Source organism: Acinetobacter sp. SwsAc5, assembly GCF_013391485.1.
In the GTDB taxonomy this organism is placed as follows: Bacteria; Pseudomonadota; Gammaproteobacteria; order Pseudomonadales; family Moraxellaceae; genus Acinetobacter; species Acinetobacter towneri.
Window position 1 is genome coordinate 151,540 of record NZ_JACAXD010000002.1, and the last position, 20,476, is coordinate 172,015.

Here is a 20,476-nt window from a genome sequence, read left to right on the forward strand (position 1 = left end):
TTGTAAGTCACTTATTTCTTAAATGGAAAAGCATATTTCACAATACGTTTAAGCACACTGCCGTACTGTTTAACTAAGCTCGCATTGTTGTAGTTCAAGCCATACTTTTCACACACAGCTTGTACTTTTGGCGCCATTTTACGATAGCGACGTGCAGGAATATCTGGATATAAATGGTGTTCAATTTGATGGCTTAAATGTCCTGTCAAAATGTGGAATGCTTCAGAACCTGTAAGATTCGATGAACCACGAATTTGACGCATATACCAGTGACCACGGCTTTCGTTTTGCATCACAGACTTTGGAAATACTTCTACATCCTTCGTAAAGTGACCGCAGAAAATAATGCTGAATGTCCAAATATTACGAATACCATTCGCAACCAAGTTCCCTGTAAACACTGGTAAAGCCGAAGGGCCTGCAATCAATGGAAAGAACACATAATCTTTAAACAATTGTTTTCCAATTTTCTTCTGCATAGGTTGCCATTCTTTTTTGGCTTGGGCTTTGCTTTTACGGCCATTCAAAATTTTACCAATTTCTAAATTCTGAATGGCAACACCCCATTGGAACAGTAAGCAGAAAGGAATACTGTATAAAGGTTGCAATAAATAGCCTGATCTCCAGCGCTGTTCTGGGAACAAACGCACCAAACCATAGCCAATATCATCATCCATACCTTTAATATTGGTATAAGTATGGTGTTTAAAGTTATGGGTTTGACGCCAGTTGTCTGAAGTACCTACCGTATCCCATTCATAACTTGCACCATTGAATTTAGGATCATTCATCCAGTCATACTGACCATGCATGACATTATGACCTAATTCCATGTTTTCCATAATTTTGGCAAAGCCTAACAAGCCTGTACCCAAAACCCATGCTGGCGGGAACCATCCTGCGAACAATAAGGCACGACCTGCCATTGAGCTATAACGAATGGTTGAATAAACACGGCGGATGTATTTAGCATCTTTTTCGCCAATATCATCCAAAACTTCTTGTTTAATGGCATCTAATTCACGTGCAAGCTCATCTAATTCAAATTGAGTGAGTTCACGGTTTTTAGGATTGCGGAAATATTCTATTTTTACTGGCATATTCATAATCGGAACTCGCTTATAAATCAATAATTAAATCGGTTTGTGCTGAATTGACGCATATTTTCAATTGGTTATTCGGTTCGCTATTTTGAACCCCATCGACCAAGTTTTTAGTTGCGCCTTCGGCCTTGTTGCATACGCATTTATGGCAAATTCCCATACGACAGCCGTATTTAGGCTTAATATTTTGCTGTTCCAGACTTTCTAAAATGGACTTGCCTTTTGGAATGGTGACAATCTTTTTCGATTGGGTCAGTGTAACTTGTACCAAACCAACATCATCACTTAACACAGGGGTCATGCTAAAAGCTTCTGTTTTCAGCAAAGCAGCTTGTGCAAATAATTGTTCAGCTTGCGTGGTAAAACCCGATGGACCACATGCAAACACTGCACTTTGCTCGATTTGTGCCAAGTCTTGTAAATGTTCTGCATTTAAACGGCTGTGCGCCACACTCGGCTCTTGGGTATAAAACACTTGAAATTTAAAGTTTGGATATTGCTGTGCCCATGCTTCAAACTGTGCTTTAAATGCTGCGTCTGCAAAGGTTTTTACCCAATACATTAAAGTTACTGGAGTGCTACCAAGACGACCTGATTTCGCCATGTCTTGTAGCAAACTATACATTGGTGTGATACCACTACCCGCTGCCAATAGAATTAAAGGCTGGGCTTGTGCAGGCAGTTGCATATCACCATAAGGCGCACCAAACTCTAAAGTATCGCCAACTTTGGCTTGCTCAACCAGCCATGTGCTGACTTTGCCCTGATCAACTTTTTTTACCGTCAATAAAACGTGTTGTGCATCAAGCTGAGTCAAACTATAGGTTCGCTCATAGCGTACGCCTTGAATTGTCACATAAACAGGATGATGCTGCCCTGCTGCGCCAATTTGGAATTTTTTATTGAATTGCAAAGTAAAGCTCACTACACCTTGTGCAGCGGTATCTTTTTTTACAATTTTGCCGAGTGACTGATTCACCGACCATAATGGATTAATTTTTTGCAACCAGAAATTTGCTGCATAAGGATCTAGTACTGCAGTTGCAATACTGGTTAAGGGAGATTTTCTTTTTTCAGTTAGCTGCATGATTCAGCACCACCCGATGAAATTTTAATTATTATACACATGTATATATATTTGTATATACATCTGTATTGTTTCTAATCATTTCACAAGTACTGGCGCAACCGCTATAATGCCTCTAAGCTTATAAATTATTGAAAATATGACTCAGCCTGCCATGAAAACAAACCATGATGTGACTTTTCCAGAATCTGAAACGGTTCATGAGCCTCTTGTCGTGCGTACGGTTGGGCGTAAAGCTACCATTACCAAACAAGAATTATTTCAGGCAGCATTAAATTTAATTGGCCCACAAAAAAGTATCGCATCTTTAAGTTTACGTGAAGTTGCACGTGAAGCAGGCATCGCACCAAACAGTTTTTATCGTCATTTTAAAGATATTGATGAACTCGCGATTGAACTGATTGATCGTGCAGGTGTGGTGTTGCGTCAAATTCTGCATGAAGCACGTTTAAAAGCATCTAAACAAAACAGTATTATTCGCAGCTCGGTTGAAGTATTTATTGAACAATTAGATACCGATGAAGGCAATTTAAGTCTGCTATTACGTGAAGGTTATACGGGTTCAACCTCTTATAAGCTAGCTGTTGAGCGCCAATTGAATTATTTCCAGCAAGAATTGCAGGATGATTTAATTCGTTTGGAACGTTTGAATAATAGCAAATTGGCGCATCCTGACATTGCAGCCAAAGCCATTACACAACTGGTATTTAATATGGGTGCCAAAGTCATTGATATGCCTGCGACTGAACGTAAAGAAACCGCTGAACAAACCATGACCATGATTCGCATGATTTTAGAAGGTGCACGACATTTGGATGATGCCAAAATTCGTTAACATAACACAGGATAAATCGGGCGATTTTCCTGAATCAGGTCACGCCCGTTTGAGCATTTAATTGCTAGACTTCGCTGTTAAGCGTGTTGTTTTTGAATTAATTGCTGCACATGTGTTGCCGTGGTTTCAGGATTTTCCAAAGGAAACATGTGTCCTCCCTCGACCACACTAAACTCAATTCCATAAGTTTTTTGCATGCCTTGCGGTAAACCTTGCAAATAAAATGGGCTATGCCTTGCTGTAATTAAATGCACAGGTACATCTGGGGCTTTGCGTGGTGTGCGCCACCACCATGCAGGTACGGTTCTAAAAATTTCAGCTTCTACCCGTTTTGGAATTGTTAAAGTCACACCACCTCTTTGTGCATCGACTTGTATGCCGCTGGCAAAATAATCTTCAAAACATTGTGCATCAAATTTTTTAAATAAACGGTTATGCCGCAAAGCTTGATAGGCTTCTGCATGGCTAGCCCAATGATCTCGACGCTTCATGGTCACGGCGGCAGGTGTGAGTTGATCTACATATTTCAGTTTAAATTTTTGTAAAATTTCAAATAATGCCGACTTCGATCCAATCACAAAAGGTGGATCCATAATAATCAATTGAGAAAATAAATCTGGACGCTGATAGGCACACATCAGGGTTAATAATGAACCAAAAGAATGCCCTAAACCAATCACTTGTTGCTTTGGAAACTGCTGCTCAATGTCCTGAATCACTTGATGAATCAAATAGGTCCACTTATAGGTCACAGGAAATTCTGCTTGCATACCAATCAGTGGAATTGCCTTTAAATGATAATCTGCTTCAAAACATTGAAAAAACTTTTGATAACTGGCAGAAGGAATACCATTGGCATGGGTAAAATGAATTGCAGCTTTAGTCATTTAAAATACGCTTAAAAGAAGAATATCGGGTCTGTGACTTGATCTATGCGTACGCGCTTACAGATTCAACACTTGGCACATCAATCATAGATAAAAGATCAACAGCCTTTAAACTACGCATACCACTGGGTTTTGCAAATGACCGGAATGCTGAAAAAGATGAATTATGAGTCATTTTAATGACACATAAGCACTGGTTGCTACTTTGTTTAAGTCTGTGATGTGAAAAATCTCGCACAAAATTTTTATTGCGATATTAAAAAAGCACCCGCTAAACTGCTCCGTAAAAATGAGGCGCAATGCCCAACTTAAAACGTGCAATTTAGAAGATGCCAAATATTTAAAAAAGTGATTGATTAAAACCGACTCAATACAAATACACCGTCTAGACACCTGTATTGAATGCACTCTTTATGGCTTTACCACCACCATCACCTGAATTGCTTCAGGCGTGACCGACAAACCATCTAATAATGCAACACCTTCTTTTTGCAATTTCTGTAAACGTGTAATTTCATCATCACGAATACTTGGGTTAAATTGCTTCAAATAGCTTAAACGGTCAATTTCATATTGCCATTTTTTGCTATATACATCTTTAGCTTGTTGCTTAAATTCAGGCAATGCAGCTTTAGCCAACTCCAAAGCCTGTGTATAACGCGCTTCAATCGCGTCACGGCGTGCTTTCACCACTTGACGACAACTGTTGCCATCTAAATGATGTAAATAAGGTTTTAAAATTTCAGGGGCAATTTTTTGCGATAAATCCTGCCCTTTTTCGCTCAATAAGACACGAATGAGTTGCTGTGGCAAGCTCGACGGTAAGTTCAGCGCTTTCGGTGCAATGACATCCACCTTAAACCAAACTTCCAGTAACACTGAACCTTGTGGCAAAGCGGCAGATTTTAATACCGCAACATTGGTGCTGCCAAAGCCTTGCGTATTAATCATTTCCATCACGCTTTCTGTGAATGGATGCTCTAGGGTCAAGTATTGCGCATCTTCACGAATTTGCGCCTGATCACGATAGAACGTCGCGGTCATGCCTTCTTCGTCTAAGGTCAAACCTTGAACCTGCATTTGATCAGTTGGTTTAATAATCACCGTGCCATTGCTTTGTTCATCGAAGTCAATATTGGTCGATGCCATAAAGCGCTTCATAAACATTGGCAACGTGGTATTGTCATCATATTCTTCAAGCGCCTGTACAATTTCTTGTGCAACCACAGGACGGCATGAGTTGTATTCCAACAAACGATCTCGTCCAGCTTGTAATTCAGCTTCCAAAGCTTCGCGCTGCACGCTGACTGCTTCCAGCAAATCTTCAAATTGTTGTCCTAAATCTGCCAATAAGCAGTCTTTTAAATCGACAATAAAGTTTTCCTGCAAGGTTTGTGCAGTGGGTGAAATATTGCTGAAAATATTGAGAGCTTCGTTATACCAACGGAACATGCGTTCTTGCGCAGTACCCACCAAATACGGCACATGAATTTGAATACGGTTTTCTTGACCAATACGGTCTAAACGACCAATACGTTGTTCTAACACATCTGGATTGGCAGGCAAGTCAAATAAAATCAAGTCGGATGCAAACTGGAAATTACGTCCTTCAGAACCAATTTCTGAACACAATAAAATTTGTGCACCATAAGAATCTTCTGCGAAATATGCTGCCGCTTGGTCACGTTCCAACAAGCTCATGCCTTCATGGAACATTGCGGTACGAATACCTGCATGTAGGCGCAGCGCATTTTCAAGGGCTTCTACCACAGGGCCGCTACGCGCAATTAAAAGCACTTTTTTGTGTTTTAAATCGCTACGTAAACGCTCCATTAACCACATTACGCGCGGGTCAGTTTCCATCCAACCGCCATCAAGCTGCGCTTCTTCTGGCCACATTTGTTCACGCAGCTTACCATCTTTAGACCAGTTTTCTGGTGCAGGTAACGGCGCAGGCTGACAATCACGACCTGGGAAACCTTGAATTGCTTCACGGGTATTACGGAACAAAATACGCCCTGTACCATGACGGTCTAATAATTCGTGGATGGCACGGAAACGCTGCTCTGGGTTATCTTCAATGCGATGTCCCAACAAGCCTTCCAGTGCAACCAAATGGCTTTCTTCCAATGCGGCATCTGACATTAAGACTTCGGCAATTTTTGCCGTATGTTGATATTGCGCTTCTTCATCCAAGAAACGGTCTAGTGAACTAAAACGCTGCGGATCGAGTAAACGTAAACGCGCAAAATGGCTTTCTACACCCAGTTGCTCAGGCGTTGCTGTAAGCAATAACACCCCTGCGGTTTGTTCGGCTAATTCTTCGACCAGATCATAACGGTCATTACCACCTTCTTCTTCGCTCCACATTAAGTGATGCGCTTCATCGACCACCAGCAAATCAAAACCTGCTTCTAGGGCTTGTTCGCGTAAGTCATCGTGGTCAATCATTAAATCGACTGAAGCAATGATGCATTGTTCGGTCAAGAATGGATTCAGGTCAGGATCGTGTTCTTTAATAGATGCCGTACGGGTTAAATCAAACAAAGAGAATTGCAGATTGAAACGGCGACGCATTTCAATCATCCACTGATATTGCAGCGAATCAGGTACCAAAATCAGGATACGTTCCGCACGTCCTGTTTTGAGTTGCTGATGGATGATCAAACCTGCTTCAATGGTTTTACCTAAACCAACTTCATCTGCCAATAAGACACGTGGCGCAAAACGCTTACCGACTTCATGTGCAATATAAAGTTGATGTGGAATCAAACCTACACGCGAACCCACCAAGCCGCGCAGTGGGCTACTTTGCATATTGGCTTGCATCAACAAGGCTTCAATACGCAAGTCGTACCATTCTTTATAGTCAATTTGGCTGGCAAGCAAGCGGTCTAAGGGTTTTGAAAGTTGGATACTTGCACCAATACGGGTTTCATTCAGTGATTTCTTTTCTTCACTGCCATCTTGCAAACGACGCACCACGTTATAACGCAATACGCCATGGCGGTCTTCGACCGATTCAACCGTCCACACATTGCCTTCTTGGTCTTGAACTTCATCATTTACATTAAAAATGATACGCGATAAAGGTGCGTTATTGCGTGCATAGACACGGGTTTCATCACTTTTAGGGAATAAAATGCTGACCGATCGCTCATCTACATCAATCAGAACACCAAGTCCTAATTCCGTTTCTGTGTCTGATAACCAACGTTGACCAATAGCAAACTGCTGCAATTTTTCCACCTTTATTTAGAAGTTAGGACGTATAAATTTTTGCGCAAAACCTGCTGAGTATTTGAGCAAAAATTCAGGGCGTATAGCAATATATTTTGACATAAAGCGCACTAAAAAGAGAGCCTAAAGCACAGGCTTTGCGTAATCTTTTTCGCTTAAAATGGGACTGGGCAAACAAACTGTACACGTTGCTCAGTTTGTGGATGTAGAAAACTCAATTCTGCTGCATGTAAACACAACCGAGGCATGAGTTGTTGCTGTTCGGGCGTGGCATACAAAGTATCACCAATAATTGGATGACCTAAATATTTCATATGCACTCGCAATTGATGCGATCGACCTGTGATAGGCGTCAATTGCACACGAGTCAAGATTTGCCCTTGCAATTCAAACTGTTCTAATGCGCGCCAATGCGTTAACGCAGGTTTGTTATGGGTTGCATCGGCAATGTGTAATGGTGGATGTGCAGGATCGTAGACCACTGGCACATCTACAGTGCCTTCACCTTGCAATTGCCCTGCCACCAATGCCTGATAGGTTTTGTCGGTTTGGCGTTCTTGAAACTGACGCGAAATTTGTTTTTGCGCCCATTTTGTGAGTGCGAATACCAAAATACCCGAAGTATCACGATCTAAACGATGAATCAGCAAAGTACGTGGTTCAATTGTAACCAGACGAGTGATCACACAGTCTTGCAAATCTGCTGTTTTACCTGGAACGGTGAGTATGCCAGCAGGTTTATGGATTACCATAAACTCATCGTCACGATGAATCAGGTGTTCGCTTAGAAAATTACTCAATTTCAATTCCAGGCTTGATCGTGAAAATAAGGCGGCAATAATAAAAAGCCTGACACAAAATTACAATGCAAAATTTGCGAATACCAGATGAATTTCCCGATTTGCTTGGCTGAAACAAGTAATACGCTGAATTTTAAATCAGTCCGCTTTTAGAAATGTGGGTTTTATAGCATGCAGGAGGCTTTGCTGCATAAATATTTTTTTAGATACTGTTTTAAAGGTTTTAAATTTGGATAGAAAAATACAATGAAATCATAGTGCGAGATAGTTGCACAACAAAGCCGTTCTGAAGCTATATCTTTGTTGGCTGGAGCAAATGAAGTAATAGGATTCATATTTAGTTTGACCAGGCTATTTTAGTGTTTAACAAGACGCTGATCCAGGCCAGAGATGTTAAATTGAAGAGCATGCTCTTCAATTTAACCTAAAGCATAGATATTTTGGAGATATCTATGCCTTTTAGAACAGTGTTAAGCAGAGGTCAAATTACGCCTTCATTTCCGCAAATGTTTCTTTTGCAGCTTGAATGGTGTAGGCAATATCTTCATCACTATGCGCAGATGAAATAAAGCCCGCCTCAAAAGCAGATGGTGCCAAGTTCACACCACGTTGCAACATTCCGTGGAAAAATTTACGGAAAGCATCGACATCGCATTTCAGCATAGAATCAAAACTGGTGATGTCATCTTGGTCAGTAAAATACAAACCAAACATCGCACCGACTTGTTGCGTCTTGAATGGGATACCTGCTTCATCTGCCGCAGCTTGTAAGCCTGCCAATAATTTTTCCAATTGCGCAGTTAAGTTTTCATAAAAACCTTCGGCACGTAAATGTTTAAACATTTCAATGCCTGCACGCATCGCTAATGGGTTACCCGACAAAGTACCTGCTTGATACACTTTACCTAATGGTGCAATACACTCCATGATTTCGCGTTTACCACCAAATGCACCTACTGGTAAGCCTGCACCAATAATTTTACCGAGTGTGGTCAAGTCTGGTTTAACATTATAATGTGCCTGAGCACCGCCCAAGCTAACACGGAAACCAGTCATCACTTCATCAATGATAAAAACTGCACCGTGTTCATCACAGACATCACGAATCGCTTGCAAGAAACCATCAATCGGTTTAACCAAGTTCATGTTGCCCGCAACAGGTTCAACAATCACCCCCGCAATTTCAGCACCAAACTTTGCAAAACATTCTTTTAAAGTGGCGATATCGTTATAGGGCAAAGTCAACGTGTGTTTGGCAAAATCGGCAGGAACACCCGCAGAAGTTGCTTCACCTTCACCACTGGTTAAAAGTCCTGAGCCTGCTTTGACCAACAGCGAATCTGAGTGTCCATGATAGCAACCTTCAAATTTGACGATTTTGTCGCGACCTGTATAACCACGCGCCAAACGAATTGCAGTCATGGTGGCTTCTGTACCTGAGTTGGTCATGCGAACCAATTCAATTGAAGGCATGATTTCGCAAATAATATCGGCCAAAGTCGTTTCATGCACCGTTGGCGCACCAAAACTCAAACCATCTTCAGCAGCAGCCTGCACTGCCTGAATAATAGCAGGATGGGCATGGCCTAAAATCATTGGCCCCCAAGAACCTACATAGTCAACATAGCGTTTGCCATCGACATCGTACAAATAAGCACCTTTGGCTTTTTCAATAAATACAGGGGTTCCGCCTACCCCGTTAAATGCGCGTACAGGTGAATTGACCCCACCTGGAATATGCTTATTGGCTTGTTTAAACAATTGTTCTTGCTTTGGAGATAAGCTCATGGAGGCACTCAACTCAAAAAATAAAATAAAAAATTAGCTGTCTGCTTTAAGTGTCTGCTTTGAAAAGTGCAGACCAATCATAAACACGCTGTGCAACAGTATGCATCGGACGTCTTAATATATCACTAATCACTGCACATAAATCGGCACCTGCTTCAATGACAGGCTGACTGTTTTCAACAGTTAAACCACCAATCGCGCAAATTGGCACATTGAGTTGTTGCTTCGCCAGTGTGAGCGTGTCTAATGTAAGTGTACTTGCCTCAGGTTTAGTTTCAGTTGCATAGACTGCACCAAAAGCCACGTAGTTTGCACCATCGGCAATGGCTTGCTCTGCCAATTCAATCGAGTTATTACAACTGCGACCAATCAATACATCTTGTGGTAAACGTGCAACCGCTTCAACAATAGAGCCATCTTCTTGACCCAAATGTACGCCAACACCATATTTCACTGCAGTTTCAAGATCATCATTAATCACAAATGGCACTTTGTATTGATCACACATCGATTTCATATATTCAATTTCGTATGCCTGCTGAGCTTGAGGCACATTTTTACGGCGATATTGCAACACCGCGACTTCATAAGTTGCCATCGCCCCTTCTAATTTTGCCAAAAGCAGTTCGATAGGATCATCATTGGTAATCAAATATAAACCGCGCATAATCTCAGCCACAAATAATACAAGGTCTGTATTATTACACATTCAGGCGGCATGCGTCAGAACCTCAGGCTCAACAAGTTTTTTTATATAGGCTCTATAAGCTTCTATTTTGTTTGGGTTTTATTGAGTCAAAAACTTAAAAATACCAAATTCTAGTGATAGCGCTAAAAGATAGATTTAGCTTTAATTGAACTGCGCAAAACAAGAACTGCAACCAGTTCAATAAGATATGGATTTTAAAATCCATACGGGTGACTACAGCGAATAACGACATATTTAGGTCGCCCATTTAGACACATGATCATTTGTGCCAGAGCGCATGTGGGGATGCGACAAATGATCATGTGTCTATATTTTTTCATGCCGCTCTATCAGTAACCTGCTTGCTCTATATCCTTGCTTAAAGATGAATGATTTCTGATTTAACACCATTCTGAATATAATTTTTCACATAAAAAAAGCCTAGAGAAAGGTCACTCTAGGCTTGGAAAGTCACAAACTTTTATCAATAAATTTGATGACACATTATTAGAATATTCACTCTATCATTTCAACAAAAAATTAATTTTATTTGTACATTTTTTATGAAAATAATCACATATCGTCTAGTTTTTGCCTAAACGGTATAACTAAACACTCAATTCAACTTGGAATTTTATCTTTAGCACGATCTTGCAAACTTAAATGACCACGTAAAACATCTGCAAACATCCGCCAGTCTGAAATAAAACTATACACAGGCTGTTTAAAACTGGCAGGTTTATTTTTTTCAAAAACAAAGTGCCCGACCCATGCACAGGCATAGCCTGCTAGCAAACCATAGAGTACATATTTGGCTTTTTTCTGGCGTATGGCTTTGCTCACACAATATAAACCGATACTGCTGCCAACAACGTGCAAACGACGACTCATGATGTTGCGGTGTTCAGTTAAATAAAAACGGTAAAATGTTGAATAGTCCTGAATTGGCGATTCAAACTTGGGGTCTGGTGTCGGCTCAAATTCGGGCTTTGATGCTGCGTTCATGTTCATCATCCTGATGTTTATAGATTTGAATTATTTTTGCTACGCTCAACGACACTTTAAACTAAGCCAAAAAAAAACCAAACTCAAGGGTCTGTTGACACTTCGTCTATGTTTGCGACAACGCATATTTTTCAGCTGATATAAGGCATGAGACAGGAAATTTAGTCGTTCTAAATAACTGACTCATAACGCAATAGCAGCAAAAAATATGCTTGTCCTGAAAGGCTGTGGCTAAAACTTTCTCAGATTGCGTTATGAAACTTGGCAATAGTCTCGCTATACCCTACGTTTCATGCCTGATCTGCTCAGTTTTAGCCTACAGCGCAAGCCATTTAGGAAATGCCAACAGACCCTAAAAAAGCCAAGGTCAAGCCTTACTTCTTGGCATATTTTGGTTACAATCAAACGCACTTTTGCAAAACCTTCGTTCTGCAATTTTCACACATTCATAATACCAATTTGCTTGCCGCTGCTTTGGCGCAACATACTTTACGTTCAGGATATTTTTCATGGTCGAAGTTGAATTAAAATTTCAAATTCCAGTCGCACGTCGTACTGCACTACTCAAAACTTTAGACCCGAAAAAATCGACTCAAATTCCATTAAAAGCACGCTATTTTGATACATCTACGCACAGCTTGGCGCATCATGGCATGGCGTTAAGACTGCGTTTAGAAGGTGAGCAATGGGTACAAACTTTAAAAGCGGCAGGTCAAAGTCATTTTCATAGTTTTGAACATAACCATCCACTTGCGCCAACTGAAAATCCAGATACTCCACCACAACTTGATCTGCAAATTTATCAAAGTATTCCCGAAGCACAACAATTGCTAAATCAAGCTTTGGGACAAAATTGGGATCAGTTGCAACTACAATTTGAAACCGATATTCAACGTACCTCACGACTAATGACCGTTGAAGATACTGACATTGAAATCAGTTTAGATGTTGGTCACATTCGTTGTGCAGATGCTGAAGTTGAAGTACATGAAGTTGAGTTTGAACTGAAACAAGGTTCAATTCAGCAATTGCTGGCTTTTAGTTTTGAATGGGTGAAAAAATTTCATTTATGGCTGGATGTGCGCAATAAAGCAGAAATTGGACATTTGCTTTCTGTGCAGCAAAAAGTCAGCCCTGCGGCTCAGAGCAAAGAATTTCAATTCAGTAAAAAAGACCATGCAGACCAAAATTTACGCCTGTTAATTGCACAACAATTACAGCATTTATTGCCTAATATTGCCGCAATTTCTGCACAAGTTGCCGAGCAAAACCATATTGATCAGGCGCAGCTTGCTTTGCAGCATTTACAACTAACGCTGTCCTTATTTAAAGATTGGTCTAAGCATTTAGGCGACAAATGGGCCATGCAAATTGCAGCATTTAAACAACATTTTGATCACTTGAAGCATTTAGAACACATGCAAGCCACACTCGGCGCGTTTTTACAAAACCCGACGACTGCAGAAAATCTAAAAAAAGATACCTTATACGCCCAAGAAAAATTGGTCAATTTAGTCCGGTCAACGCAAAACGTGCATCACTATTTAGAATTATTGATGTTTAGTTTAGATGTGAGCGCTGACTCGGGTTTAGACTTAAAAACTGCCGCACAAAACACATTGCAACAGCAATATAAGCAGTTACATGAACAATTACAGCACAGTGATATTCACGATTTTGAAAGTTTAGATCAACTGGCTTTGCGTATTCAGGAGCTAAAATTCAGCTTCCCCATTTTGACGCATATTTATGATGTCAAAAATTTGCAGAAATATAGTAAAGCTTTGAATGATGCACAGCTTGCAGCACAGGAATATCAAGTGTTGGCATCTTCTGCAGCATACATTCAACAAACTGAATTGGAAGCGAGCGACTGGTTTGTTTTAGGTTGGCTCACTGCAAAACAGGAAGTGTATGCACAGCGTTTATTGGAAGCGACAGAACAATTTATGGTGAGCCGTAAATTCTTAAAATAAGTATCCTTAACATCCTCAAAGCACACGCTAAAAATACTGCAATACAACGGCAGCCTTGTGAATATTCATTCGGCTGCTTTGTGTTAAAAACTGAATACAAATTATTTTATTTTTCAAGCTTTTGTTCACAATTCTCCCCTTGTTCATTTATAGATTTACACTATAGTAAAGAGAACTTATCTTGTTTCATCGAGGGCATTCCCGATGTGTGAAATAGAATTAAAATTTCAAATTCCACACAACTATCGTGCGGCATTTGAAAAAGCATTTAAAAAGAACAAACTGGTTCAACAACAACGCTTATGGGCTAAATATTATGATAGTCCTGAACAGCACTTAGCCAAGCAACGCATTGCCCTGCGTCAGCGTTTAGAGGGCGATATTTGGAAACAAACTTTAAAAGCGCCTAGTCCACAACATTATGAACGCTTTGAGCTTGAACATGAATTAGGACATGATGCGCCTGAATTGTGTGATTTGGCATGTTATGAAAATCATAAACAAGCACGAAAGATTTTAAAAAAAGCCTTAGACGGTTCAGAGGTAGATTTAACCCTGCAGTTTGAAACCGATGTTTTACGCTACAGCCAATTGGCACATTATAAAAACAGCCAAATTGAAGTTGCTTTTGATTTAGGTGAAATCCGCCAAAGCAAAAATTCGGTTGAAATTTACGAAGTTGAGTTTGAACTGAAACAAGGTGAAATTGCAGACTTAATTGCCTATATTCAGCCGTGGATTAAAAAATATCATTTATGGCTCGACACACGCACTAAATCGCAGCGTGGCAATATGCTGTATAACAATGAAACCATGATTCCTGTACAGCAGCAAAGTACCTTGCAATTGCAACACCCCGAAAATATGCATGAGTTGTTGGCGCAAATTACCCAGAATTGTTTGGCACACTTGCTGCCAAATGCAACTGCGATTGCCAGTCAAGATTATGCCAGTGGGCATGTGCATCAAGCGCGTGTTGCCATTCGACGTTTACGCAGTGCCTTAAAAATTTTTGCTGAATATGATGCGTTGGCAAATAACAATTGGGAAAGTCAATTGGCGACACTTTTTCAGCAGTTAGGTTCGACCCGCGATCAAGATGCTTTGCGCGAAAGTCTGATTCCGCAACTTGAAAATGCAGGCTCACCTATTACCGAACTACCACCTGCAGCATCTGAAAACATTGCGATTGATGCAATTTTCCGCTCACCGACCACAACCTTATTACTGTTACAACTTATGAGTTTTGCACATTCGGCTGCGATTGCAGATGCAGAATCAAAACCATTCAAAAAAGTATTACGTAAACGCTTGCAGAAAATGCATCAACAAATTTGTGATGATACAGGTCATTTCCAAACCTTGGATGTGGAATCTAAACACCGCACGCGTAAGCGTGTAAAACGTTTACGCTATACCGTGGAGTTTGTGAGTAGTTTATTTGCAGAAGATGACGTCAAAACGTATTTAAAAACCCTAAAACCATTACAGGAAACTTTAGGGCATTTTAATGATTTAATGGTGGCACAAGGTCTATATGAAAGCCATGCTCAAACTGAACCGAAAACATGGTTTGTATTGGGTTGGATTGTGTCGGAAGAACGTCATATTTCCATACAGATTGAACAGGATTTACAGCAGTTTGCTGAAAGTCAGCCTTTTTGGTCGTAGTTGAAGTTTGATCATCAATCAATGATCACCTTTAAGCTCAACAGAGATGCATTTCATTTTGAGCTTTTTTATATTTAATCTTAATATTGCACACTTTCTAAAAGCTTAACGATATTTACCAAACACTTTCCATGTTTGGTTATCCGCTAAAGGGTCTTGATAGCTGTCACTGCGCTGCTTACGTGGCTTATCGCGCGCATCGACCAGTTCAAAATGCGGTTCAACACTTAACACAATACCATTCACATAAAAACGGGTGCGCGTGTAGTCACTTTGCCCATGCTGAAACACATAAGTACGCAAATCAATAAACTCACGATGTGCCACCAGTGCTGCATTGTCATCACTGTCTAACCAACGCTGCATGAGCTGAATTTCCTGCGGTTCAAATTGCCCACATTTTTCGATCAGGCTGGCAATCCCCCGAAAAGTTTTCGATTCTTTGGCGCGGGTTTTATTCACTCGAATCCGATCGACATGAAAATAAAATAAGGGCAAGTTCAAATGACTGGGTAAATGCACCGCATCAATGACTGCATCTTGCATAAAAGGCTGAAATAAATCCTGTGCACGTTCAATCAACCCTGTCCATTGTTTATAGTATTCTGCTACTTCTGCGCGTGTTCCATAATAAATCGGCAAGCCTTCAACATGGGCAAGTTGCACGGGTGGCCAAATATTTTGACGTAATAAAGCAATGTCGCTTTTTAAACTTTGTACCGCAATCGCATCTTGCATCAACCACTCCAATTTTGCTTAGGCTATTTTTAGCTTAAGGCAAAGGTTTTGTTTCTGCAAGGCTTTGCCTATAATGAAACATTCAGATTTTTAGCTTAGGAAAAATTCATGGTTCAAAAGATTGAAGCAACCGATGTAACCGAAGAAGAAGCATTAAATGCGGCTTTTTTTGAACGTGCCGATGAATTTATTAAACAGGCCAATGGCTTCTGTCATTTTGAAAAAGGCTCCACAGTAAAACCTGCCGAAATTCGTGGTCAGGTGAGTGCTGCCATGTTATTTGCTACTGCACGTTTTAATACTTGGGTGGCAGCCAATAATTTTAAAGATGGCAATGAAATGCGCGATGCCAAAGACCAAGTTATGTCATATATCTTGCAGCAATTTCAAATGATGCTTGAAGATAATTATGACGAATATTGCGAGCAGTTTGAAAACTACTTACGCTTCCGTCACAACGAAGAATTTCATACCCATAAACATGATCACGACCACTCGCACGATCATTAATTTTGCATATAAACAAAGCCCTACGGGGCTTTTTTATTGCGGCTAATTTTCAAACTTGTAGATTTCGATAAATAACCCTTCCCTTTTGTAACATGATGGCTTTGAATAGTGAAATAATAGCGTCATAAAAACAGGATCATTATGCAGAATCTAGGATTTGCACTCATTGATGCACATATTCATCAGTGGGATCCGTATAACACGCCACACAGCGCACGACTTGCTGTTAAGCTTTTGGGCAAGCATCCCAATTTGCTAGATAAAACCATCCGCCTGATAAAACCGAAAACACTCATTGAAACTTTGGGACGCACCGAGCACGTCACATCGCCCTATTTACCTGAGCATTATGCCCGCGACTTAGGTTTTTATACGGCTGAAAAAGTTGTGCATATTGAAGCCAATTGGCACAACCATAAAGGCAAAGGTGTAGTTGGTGAAACCGAATTTATAGAAAGTCTGGATTTTAAAAATAATGGTTTGGCTTTGGGCGCGATTGTCGCCACTGCAGACCCGCGCGATTCTAATTTTAAGAAAATTCTAAAATTACATCACAAAGCCTCTCCAAACTTCCGTGGAATTCGTAAAATGGCAGCCGTGCATGAAGATCACGGGATTTTCTCTTGGGCAGACGAACCACATTTATATCGGAACAAAAAGTTTCTAAAAGGTTTTGAAGCTTTAGCGCAATATAATTTAAGTTTTGATGCATGGACGTATTCGACCCAATTGGGCGATGTCTTGGCGCTGGCTAAACAATTTCCAGAAACTTCTATTGTACTTGACCATTTAGGCACACCTGCAGGGCTGTTCGGGCAAGTTGGCACACATACAGGCGTGACCAAAACAGCACGGGAAAACATTCTGTTTCGTTGGCAAGAAGATATTGCCGAGTTGGCACACTGTCCAAATGTTTACAGCAAAATTTCAGGGTTATTTATGCCTGTTTTAGGACATCAATTTCACTTGCAAAAACGTGAAGCCTCAAAACAGGAAATTATAGATTTAACTGCACCACTGATTCAGCATGCCTTACAAAGCTTTGGAATATATCGGTTGATGTTTGCTTCCAATTTTCCAATGGATCGAGTGAGCACGTCTTTGGTCAATTTAATTGATGCGACTAGTGATATTGTTGCGGCCTATCATCCAAATGCTTTGCAGCAAGTGTTTCATCATAATGCCAAACAGTTTTATCGTTTATAAAGCTTTAGCCAATTGAGCATAGATAGCAAACTTGAAGACAAAAAACGCATCGAAATGGATGCGTTTTTTGTATCTGCTCAAAATTAAATTGAATCTTTATTTAGACTGCGGCTTTAACGGCAGCACCTCAACATTGGCTTGACCATATTGATCGGCGGCTACTTCAAGCAAATGTTCTAAGCGTAAATATTTCTGAATCACAGCATCTACATCGGCTTTGCTGAGTTTTGCTAACGCTTGATCACGTCGCTCACGGTAACGTAAATCACGACCTTGTTCTAATTGCGGTACCAACATACGGTGGATACTGCGTTCATCTTCTAAGGCAGTCACACGTTTTTTCAAAATATCGGCTTTTGCAGCTTCAACTTCTTGCAAGCTGACACCATCACGGCGCAAATCCTGCAACACTTTATGCACCGCCTGTGACACTTGAGCCGACTTGCCTGCACTGTATTGCGCAGAAATACTGAGCGCACCCGATTGTTCAAATTCACTTAAACTCAAACCACTACTAAAACCATAAACCAATGCATTTTTTTCACGTAGTTCTTGTGCCAAACGTGAAGACAATTGCGATTCACCCAAAATATAACTCAGCACCATCATGGCAGGTGTGTCAGGATGATTCACACCCAAAGGTAAGGTCAATAAACTTTGATAACTGCCAAATTCGCGCTGTTCTGCCAATACATGCAACTTTTTCGCAGGATATGCCGTATAGGCTGAATCTAAGCGTTGATATGCTTCCGTATTGCGTGATTGTCCTAAACGCTGGGTTAAAGTTTTTTTGATTTGTTTCGGATCAAACTCACCTGTAATGGCAATCTGTGCATGATTCATGGCAAAAAATTGACGATATAACTGCTGCACCTGCGCTTGGGTTGCAGTTTGCAGTTGTTGCTTCGCAAATTCAGGCTCGAAGTGATAGCGTAAATCGCCCTGCGGATAAATTTCAATTAAACGCGCCATAGTCAAAGCTGCTACAGTTTCAGGCTCGGTATAAGGTCGTTCTAAACTAGATAAACTTTGAGAACGAATTAAATCAAACTGACTTTGCTCAAAACTTGGGTTTTGCATGACATCTAAAACAAAATTAAAAAACGCATTAAACTTTTCATTTTTTGCCACAATTTGAATATGAATCGCATTAGCATCGGCTTGTGCAAAAGCCGAACCACCTGCAGCAATTGACTGATCGGCGATGTCTTGCAAACTATGCTCTTGAGATGCACGCAGCAACAAATACGCGGTTAAATCTAAAATTTCACCTTGCTTAAATAAAGATTGTGCCGTACCAAAATTTACCGAAATGGTGGCATAGGTTTTATCATCACGAGTTGCAGTTGGAAATAATGCATACTTGGCACCATTTTTTAAGCTGCCACGCTGAATCTTTTTTTCATTTTTAATCAAAGACTGTTTGGATTTTTGCACATAGTCTGTCACTTCTTGCTGATAACTTTTCACATCTTTCAAAGGTGTAACAGGTGTATCTTGCTGATCTAAAATTTTTGCTGTATTTAGATTATTTTTTGCTGTGAGTGCCTGTTTTTGATCTTCAGGTGTGGGCTGAATATCGCCAATGACCCGATGCTGTGCAGTGAAGAACTGTTTTAAACGCTGATTTAGTTCATCTGCATTTAACTGTTGAATATTGTTTAAATCACGCCAATACTGCGTCCAATCACCCTGATAAGCCACCGCATAATCACTCAAGCGACCACCTAAAGCCACTGCATCACTCATAACACTATCTGATTGATTTTGAATCAGATTTTTAACCCGCTGTAATTCTGCTGCATCAAAATTCTTGGCCTGTTCGATGCTCTTATTCAAGCCAGCTTGTACTTGTTTAGCGTCGTGATTTGGCGCATACAATGCCCCCATCAGCACTAAATTAAAATCTTGATCTAGCCATGTGCTAGATTGCACCATGGTGCTTGTACCTGTTTCCACAAGATTTTGGTATAAATGTCCGCTCGGCTGTAAGGTATGTAAATAAGGCGACAACACCAAAGCAGTTTTTAACTTTTCATCCTTGCCATTTAAATACAGATTAAATTTGGCCAGCTGACTGCCCTTTTGTACGACAAAATTGCGTGGCTGAATTTTATTGCTGTCCAATAACGGAACTTGTACCTGCTTTGGAATTTGACGTGCTGCAATTGGACTAAAATGCTGATCAATTTGCTTTAACACTGCGGTCTGATCAAACTTACCGGTCATAACCAAAACAGCATTATTCGGCGCATACCAAGTCCGATAAAACTGGTTCAATTCCTGCATTTTAATGGATTGCAGTTCATTTAAATCGCCAATTGGTAAGCGTCCGAAATACTGATTGCCATAGGCCGATTTCCACACCTGATCTAACAAGACTGAAAACGGTTGATCCATACGCACTTCGCGTTCACGCTTTACAATCGCAATTTCGGCAGGCACATATTTTTCCTGCATGACCAATTTATCCATGCGTTCCGCTTCAAGATAAATCATCTCATTGACGGCGCGAGTTTCAGGACGAATGATGTTGGTGTATTTAGTGGAGTAATAGTCGGTGCTGGCATTGTGCATTAAACTATATTGATCTAAACGGCGCTGAAACTCCTCGGCAGGTACGTTTTCTGTACCTTTAAATGCCAAATGTTCCAACAAGTGTGCCAAACCACCTTTGCCTTGTGGATCATTCAATGAACCCGTTAAATACACCATATTCATAAAGACTTTATTTTCTTTCTGATTGGGTGCCAAAATGACTTTTAAGCCATTATCAAGTTGATATTCTTGTATTTCTTGCTGAGATTTTACTAAAACTGGCTGCGCGAAAACCACACTATTGAATGCCAGTACACATAAAGATAAAGTGAGGGTTTTAAAACGTAGCAACTTCTTTTTCCCGATTGATTTCATTCTATTTTTTGATTTGCCATGAAATATGA

Annotated in this window: 15 protein-coding genes; 5 read left to right on the top strand and 10 right to left on the bottom strand. The window is 40.4% G+C overall.

The window, feature by feature from the left end:
• Nucleotides 1–11: 11 nt before the first annotated feature.
• Nucleotides 12–1,106 carry an acyl-CoA desaturase gene (locus tag HYG89_RS01885; RefSeq protein WP_096900933.1) on the bottom strand — a complete coding sequence of 365 codons (1,095 nt, stop codon included), beginning with the start codon at nt 1,104–1,106 and terminating at the stop codon, nt 12–14.
• Nucleotides 1,107–1,119: 13 nt separating this feature from the next.
• A complete protein-coding gene (locus HYG89_RS01890) occupies nt 1,120–2,190 on the bottom strand; it encodes a ferredoxin reductase (RefSeq protein ID WP_178865813.1) in 1,071 nt (356 codons plus the stop codon).
• 154 nt (nt 2,191–2,344) lie between these two features.
• Between HYG89_RS01890 and fabR the strand changes: the two genes are divergently transcribed.
• Nucleotides 2,345–3,025 (top strand): HTH-type transcriptional repressor FabR, encoded by a 681-nt coding sequence (gene fabR, locus HYG89_RS01895; protein WP_171287383.1) that lies wholly within the window; start codon nt 2,345–2,347, stop codon nt 3,023–3,025.
• Nucleotides 3,026–3,102: 77 nt separating this feature from the next.
• On the opposite strand, the gene HYG89_RS01900 is transcribed toward fabR, so the two are convergent.
• From HYG89_RS01900 to HYG89_RS01925, 6 genes are all read right to left on the bottom strand, one after another.
• Nucleotides 3,103–3,912, bottom strand: coding sequence for an alpha/beta fold hydrolase (locus tag HYG89_RS01900; RefSeq protein ID WP_104852176.1), 810 nt, complete (start codon nt 3,910–3,912; stop codon nt 3,103–3,105).
• Between the two features lie 411 nt (nt 3,913–4,323).
• Nucleotides 4,324–7,161 carry an RNA polymerase-associated protein RapA gene (gene rapA / locus HYG89_RS01905; RefSeq protein WP_178865815.1) on the bottom strand — a complete coding sequence of 946 codons (2,838 nt, stop codon included), beginning with the start codon at nt 7,159–7,161 and terminating at the stop codon, nt 4,324–4,326.
• Nucleotides 7,162–7,307: 146 nt separating this feature from the next.
• On the bottom strand, nt 7,308–7,994 hold the full coding sequence (locus HYG89_RS01910) for an RluA family pseudouridine synthase (RefSeq protein WP_228291851.1): 687 nt from the start codon (nt 7,992–7,994) through the stop codon (nt 7,308–7,310).
• Nucleotides 7,995–8,438: 444 nt separating this feature from the next.
• A complete protein-coding gene (gene hemL / locus HYG89_RS01915; RefSeq protein WP_004973021.1) occupies nt 8,439–9,740 on the bottom strand; it encodes a glutamate-1-semialdehyde 2,1-aminomutase in 1,302 nt (433 codons plus the stop codon).
• A gap of 46 nt (nt 9,741–9,786) precedes the next feature.
• Entirely contained in the window at nt 9,787–10,407 is a 621-nt protein-coding gene (gene thiE / locus HYG89_RS01920) for a thiamine phosphate synthase (protein WP_096900945.1), read from the bottom strand.
• 642 nt (nt 10,408–11,049) lie between these two features.
• Nucleotides 11,050–11,433, bottom strand: coding sequence for a DUF962 domain-containing protein (locus HYG89_RS01925; RefSeq protein ID WP_178865819.1), 384 nt, complete (start codon nt 11,431–11,433; stop codon nt 11,050–11,052).
• Nucleotides 11,434–11,942: 509 nt separating this feature from the next.
• On the opposite strand from HYG89_RS01925, the gene HYG89_RS01930 reads away from it, so the two are divergent.
• Together HYG89_RS01930 and HYG89_RS01935 are read left to right on the top strand one after the other, a co-directional pair.
• A complete protein-coding gene (locus tag HYG89_RS01930) occupies nt 11,943–13,409 on the top strand; it encodes a CYTH domain-containing protein (RefSeq protein ID WP_178865821.1) in 1,467 nt (488 codons plus the stop codon).
• A gap of 204 nt (nt 13,410–13,613) precedes the next feature.
• Nucleotides 13,614–15,080 carry a CHAD domain-containing protein gene (locus HYG89_RS01935; RefSeq protein WP_178865823.1) on the top strand — a complete coding sequence of 489 codons (1,467 nt, stop codon included), beginning with the start codon at nt 13,614–13,616 and terminating at the stop codon, nt 15,078–15,080.
• A gap of 105 nt (nt 15,081–15,185) precedes the next feature.
• Here the strand turns inward: HYG89_RS01935 and HYG89_RS01940 are convergent, their stop codons facing one another.
• Nucleotides 15,186–15,818 (bottom strand): hypothetical protein, encoded by a 633-nt coding sequence (locus HYG89_RS01940; protein WP_178318945.1) that lies wholly within the window; start codon nt 15,816–15,818, stop codon nt 15,186–15,188.
• Between the two features lie 108 nt (nt 15,819–15,926).
• Between HYG89_RS01940 and HYG89_RS01945 the strand changes: the two genes are divergently transcribed.
• A complete protein-coding gene (locus HYG89_RS01945; RefSeq protein ID WP_004973007.1) occupies nt 15,927–16,328 on the top strand; it encodes a DUF3144 domain-containing protein in 402 nt (133 codons plus the stop codon).
• A gap of 141 nt (nt 16,329–16,469) precedes the next feature.
• Entirely contained in the window at nt 16,470–17,534 is a 1,065-nt protein-coding gene (locus tag HYG89_RS01950; RefSeq protein ID WP_096901876.1) for an amidohydrolase, read from the top strand.
• 96 nt (nt 17,535–17,630) lie between these two features.
• Here HYG89_RS01950 and HYG89_RS01955 read toward each other — a convergent pair whose 3' ends face one another.
• The gene (locus HYG89_RS01955; protein ID WP_178865824.1) at nt 17,631–20,447 is read right to left on the bottom strand and encodes a pitrilysin family protein; all 2,817 of its coding nucleotides are present in this window, start codon (nt 20,445–20,447) and stop codon (nt 17,631–17,633) included.
• Nucleotides 20,448–20,476 lie beyond the last annotated feature (29 nt).

Bases quoted from the DNA above. Each gene is read 5' to 3' on its own strand.
- thiE (WP_096900945.1), bottom strand. From the start codon at position 10,407: ATGCGCGGTTTATATTTGATTACCAATGATGATCCTATCGAACTGCTT.
- HYG89_RS01940 (WP_178318945.1), bottom strand. From the start codon at position 15,818: ATGCAAGATGCGATTGCGGTACAAAGTTTAAAAAGCGACATTGCTTTA.
- HYG89_RS01925 (WP_178865819.1), bottom strand. From the start codon at position 11,433: ATGAACGCAGCATCAAAGCCCGAATTTGAGCCGACACCAGACCCCAAG.
- hemL (WP_004973021.1), bottom strand. From the start codon at position 9,740: ATGAGCTTATCTCCAAAGCAAGAACAATTGTTTAAACAAGCCAATAAG.
- HYG89_RS01945 (WP_004973007.1), top strand. From the start codon at position 15,927: ATGGTTCAAAAGATTGAAGCAACCGATGTAACCGAAGAAGAAGCATTA.
- HYG89_RS01950 (WP_096901876.1), top strand. From the start codon at position 16,470: ATGCAGAATCTAGGATTTGCACTCATTGATGCACATATTCATCAGTGG.
- HYG89_RS01890 (WP_178865813.1), bottom strand. From the start codon at position 2,190: ATGCAGCTAACTGAAAAAAGAAAATCTCCCTTAACCAGTATTGCAACT.
- fabR (WP_171287383.1), top strand. From the start codon at position 2,345: ATGAAAACAAACCATGATGTGACTTTTCCAGAATCTGAAACGGTTCAT.
- HYG89_RS01935 (WP_178865823.1), top strand. From the start codon at position 13,614: ATGTGTGAAATAGAATTAAAATTTCAAATTCCACACAACTATCGTGCG.
- HYG89_RS01955 (WP_178865824.1), bottom strand. From the start codon at position 20,447: ATGAAATCAATCGGGAAAAAGAAGTTGCTACGTTTTAAAACCCTCACT.
- HYG89_RS01930 (WP_178865821.1), top strand. From the start codon at position 11,943: ATGGTCGAAGTTGAATTAAAATTTCAAATTCCAGTCGCACGTCGTACT.
- HYG89_RS01885 (WP_096900933.1), bottom strand. From the start codon at position 1,106: ATGAATATGCCAGTAAAAATAGAATATTTCCGCAATCCTAAAAACCGT.
- HYG89_RS01900 (WP_104852176.1), bottom strand. From the start codon at position 3,912: ATGACTAAAGCTGCAATTCATTTTACCCATGCCAATGGTATTCCTTCT.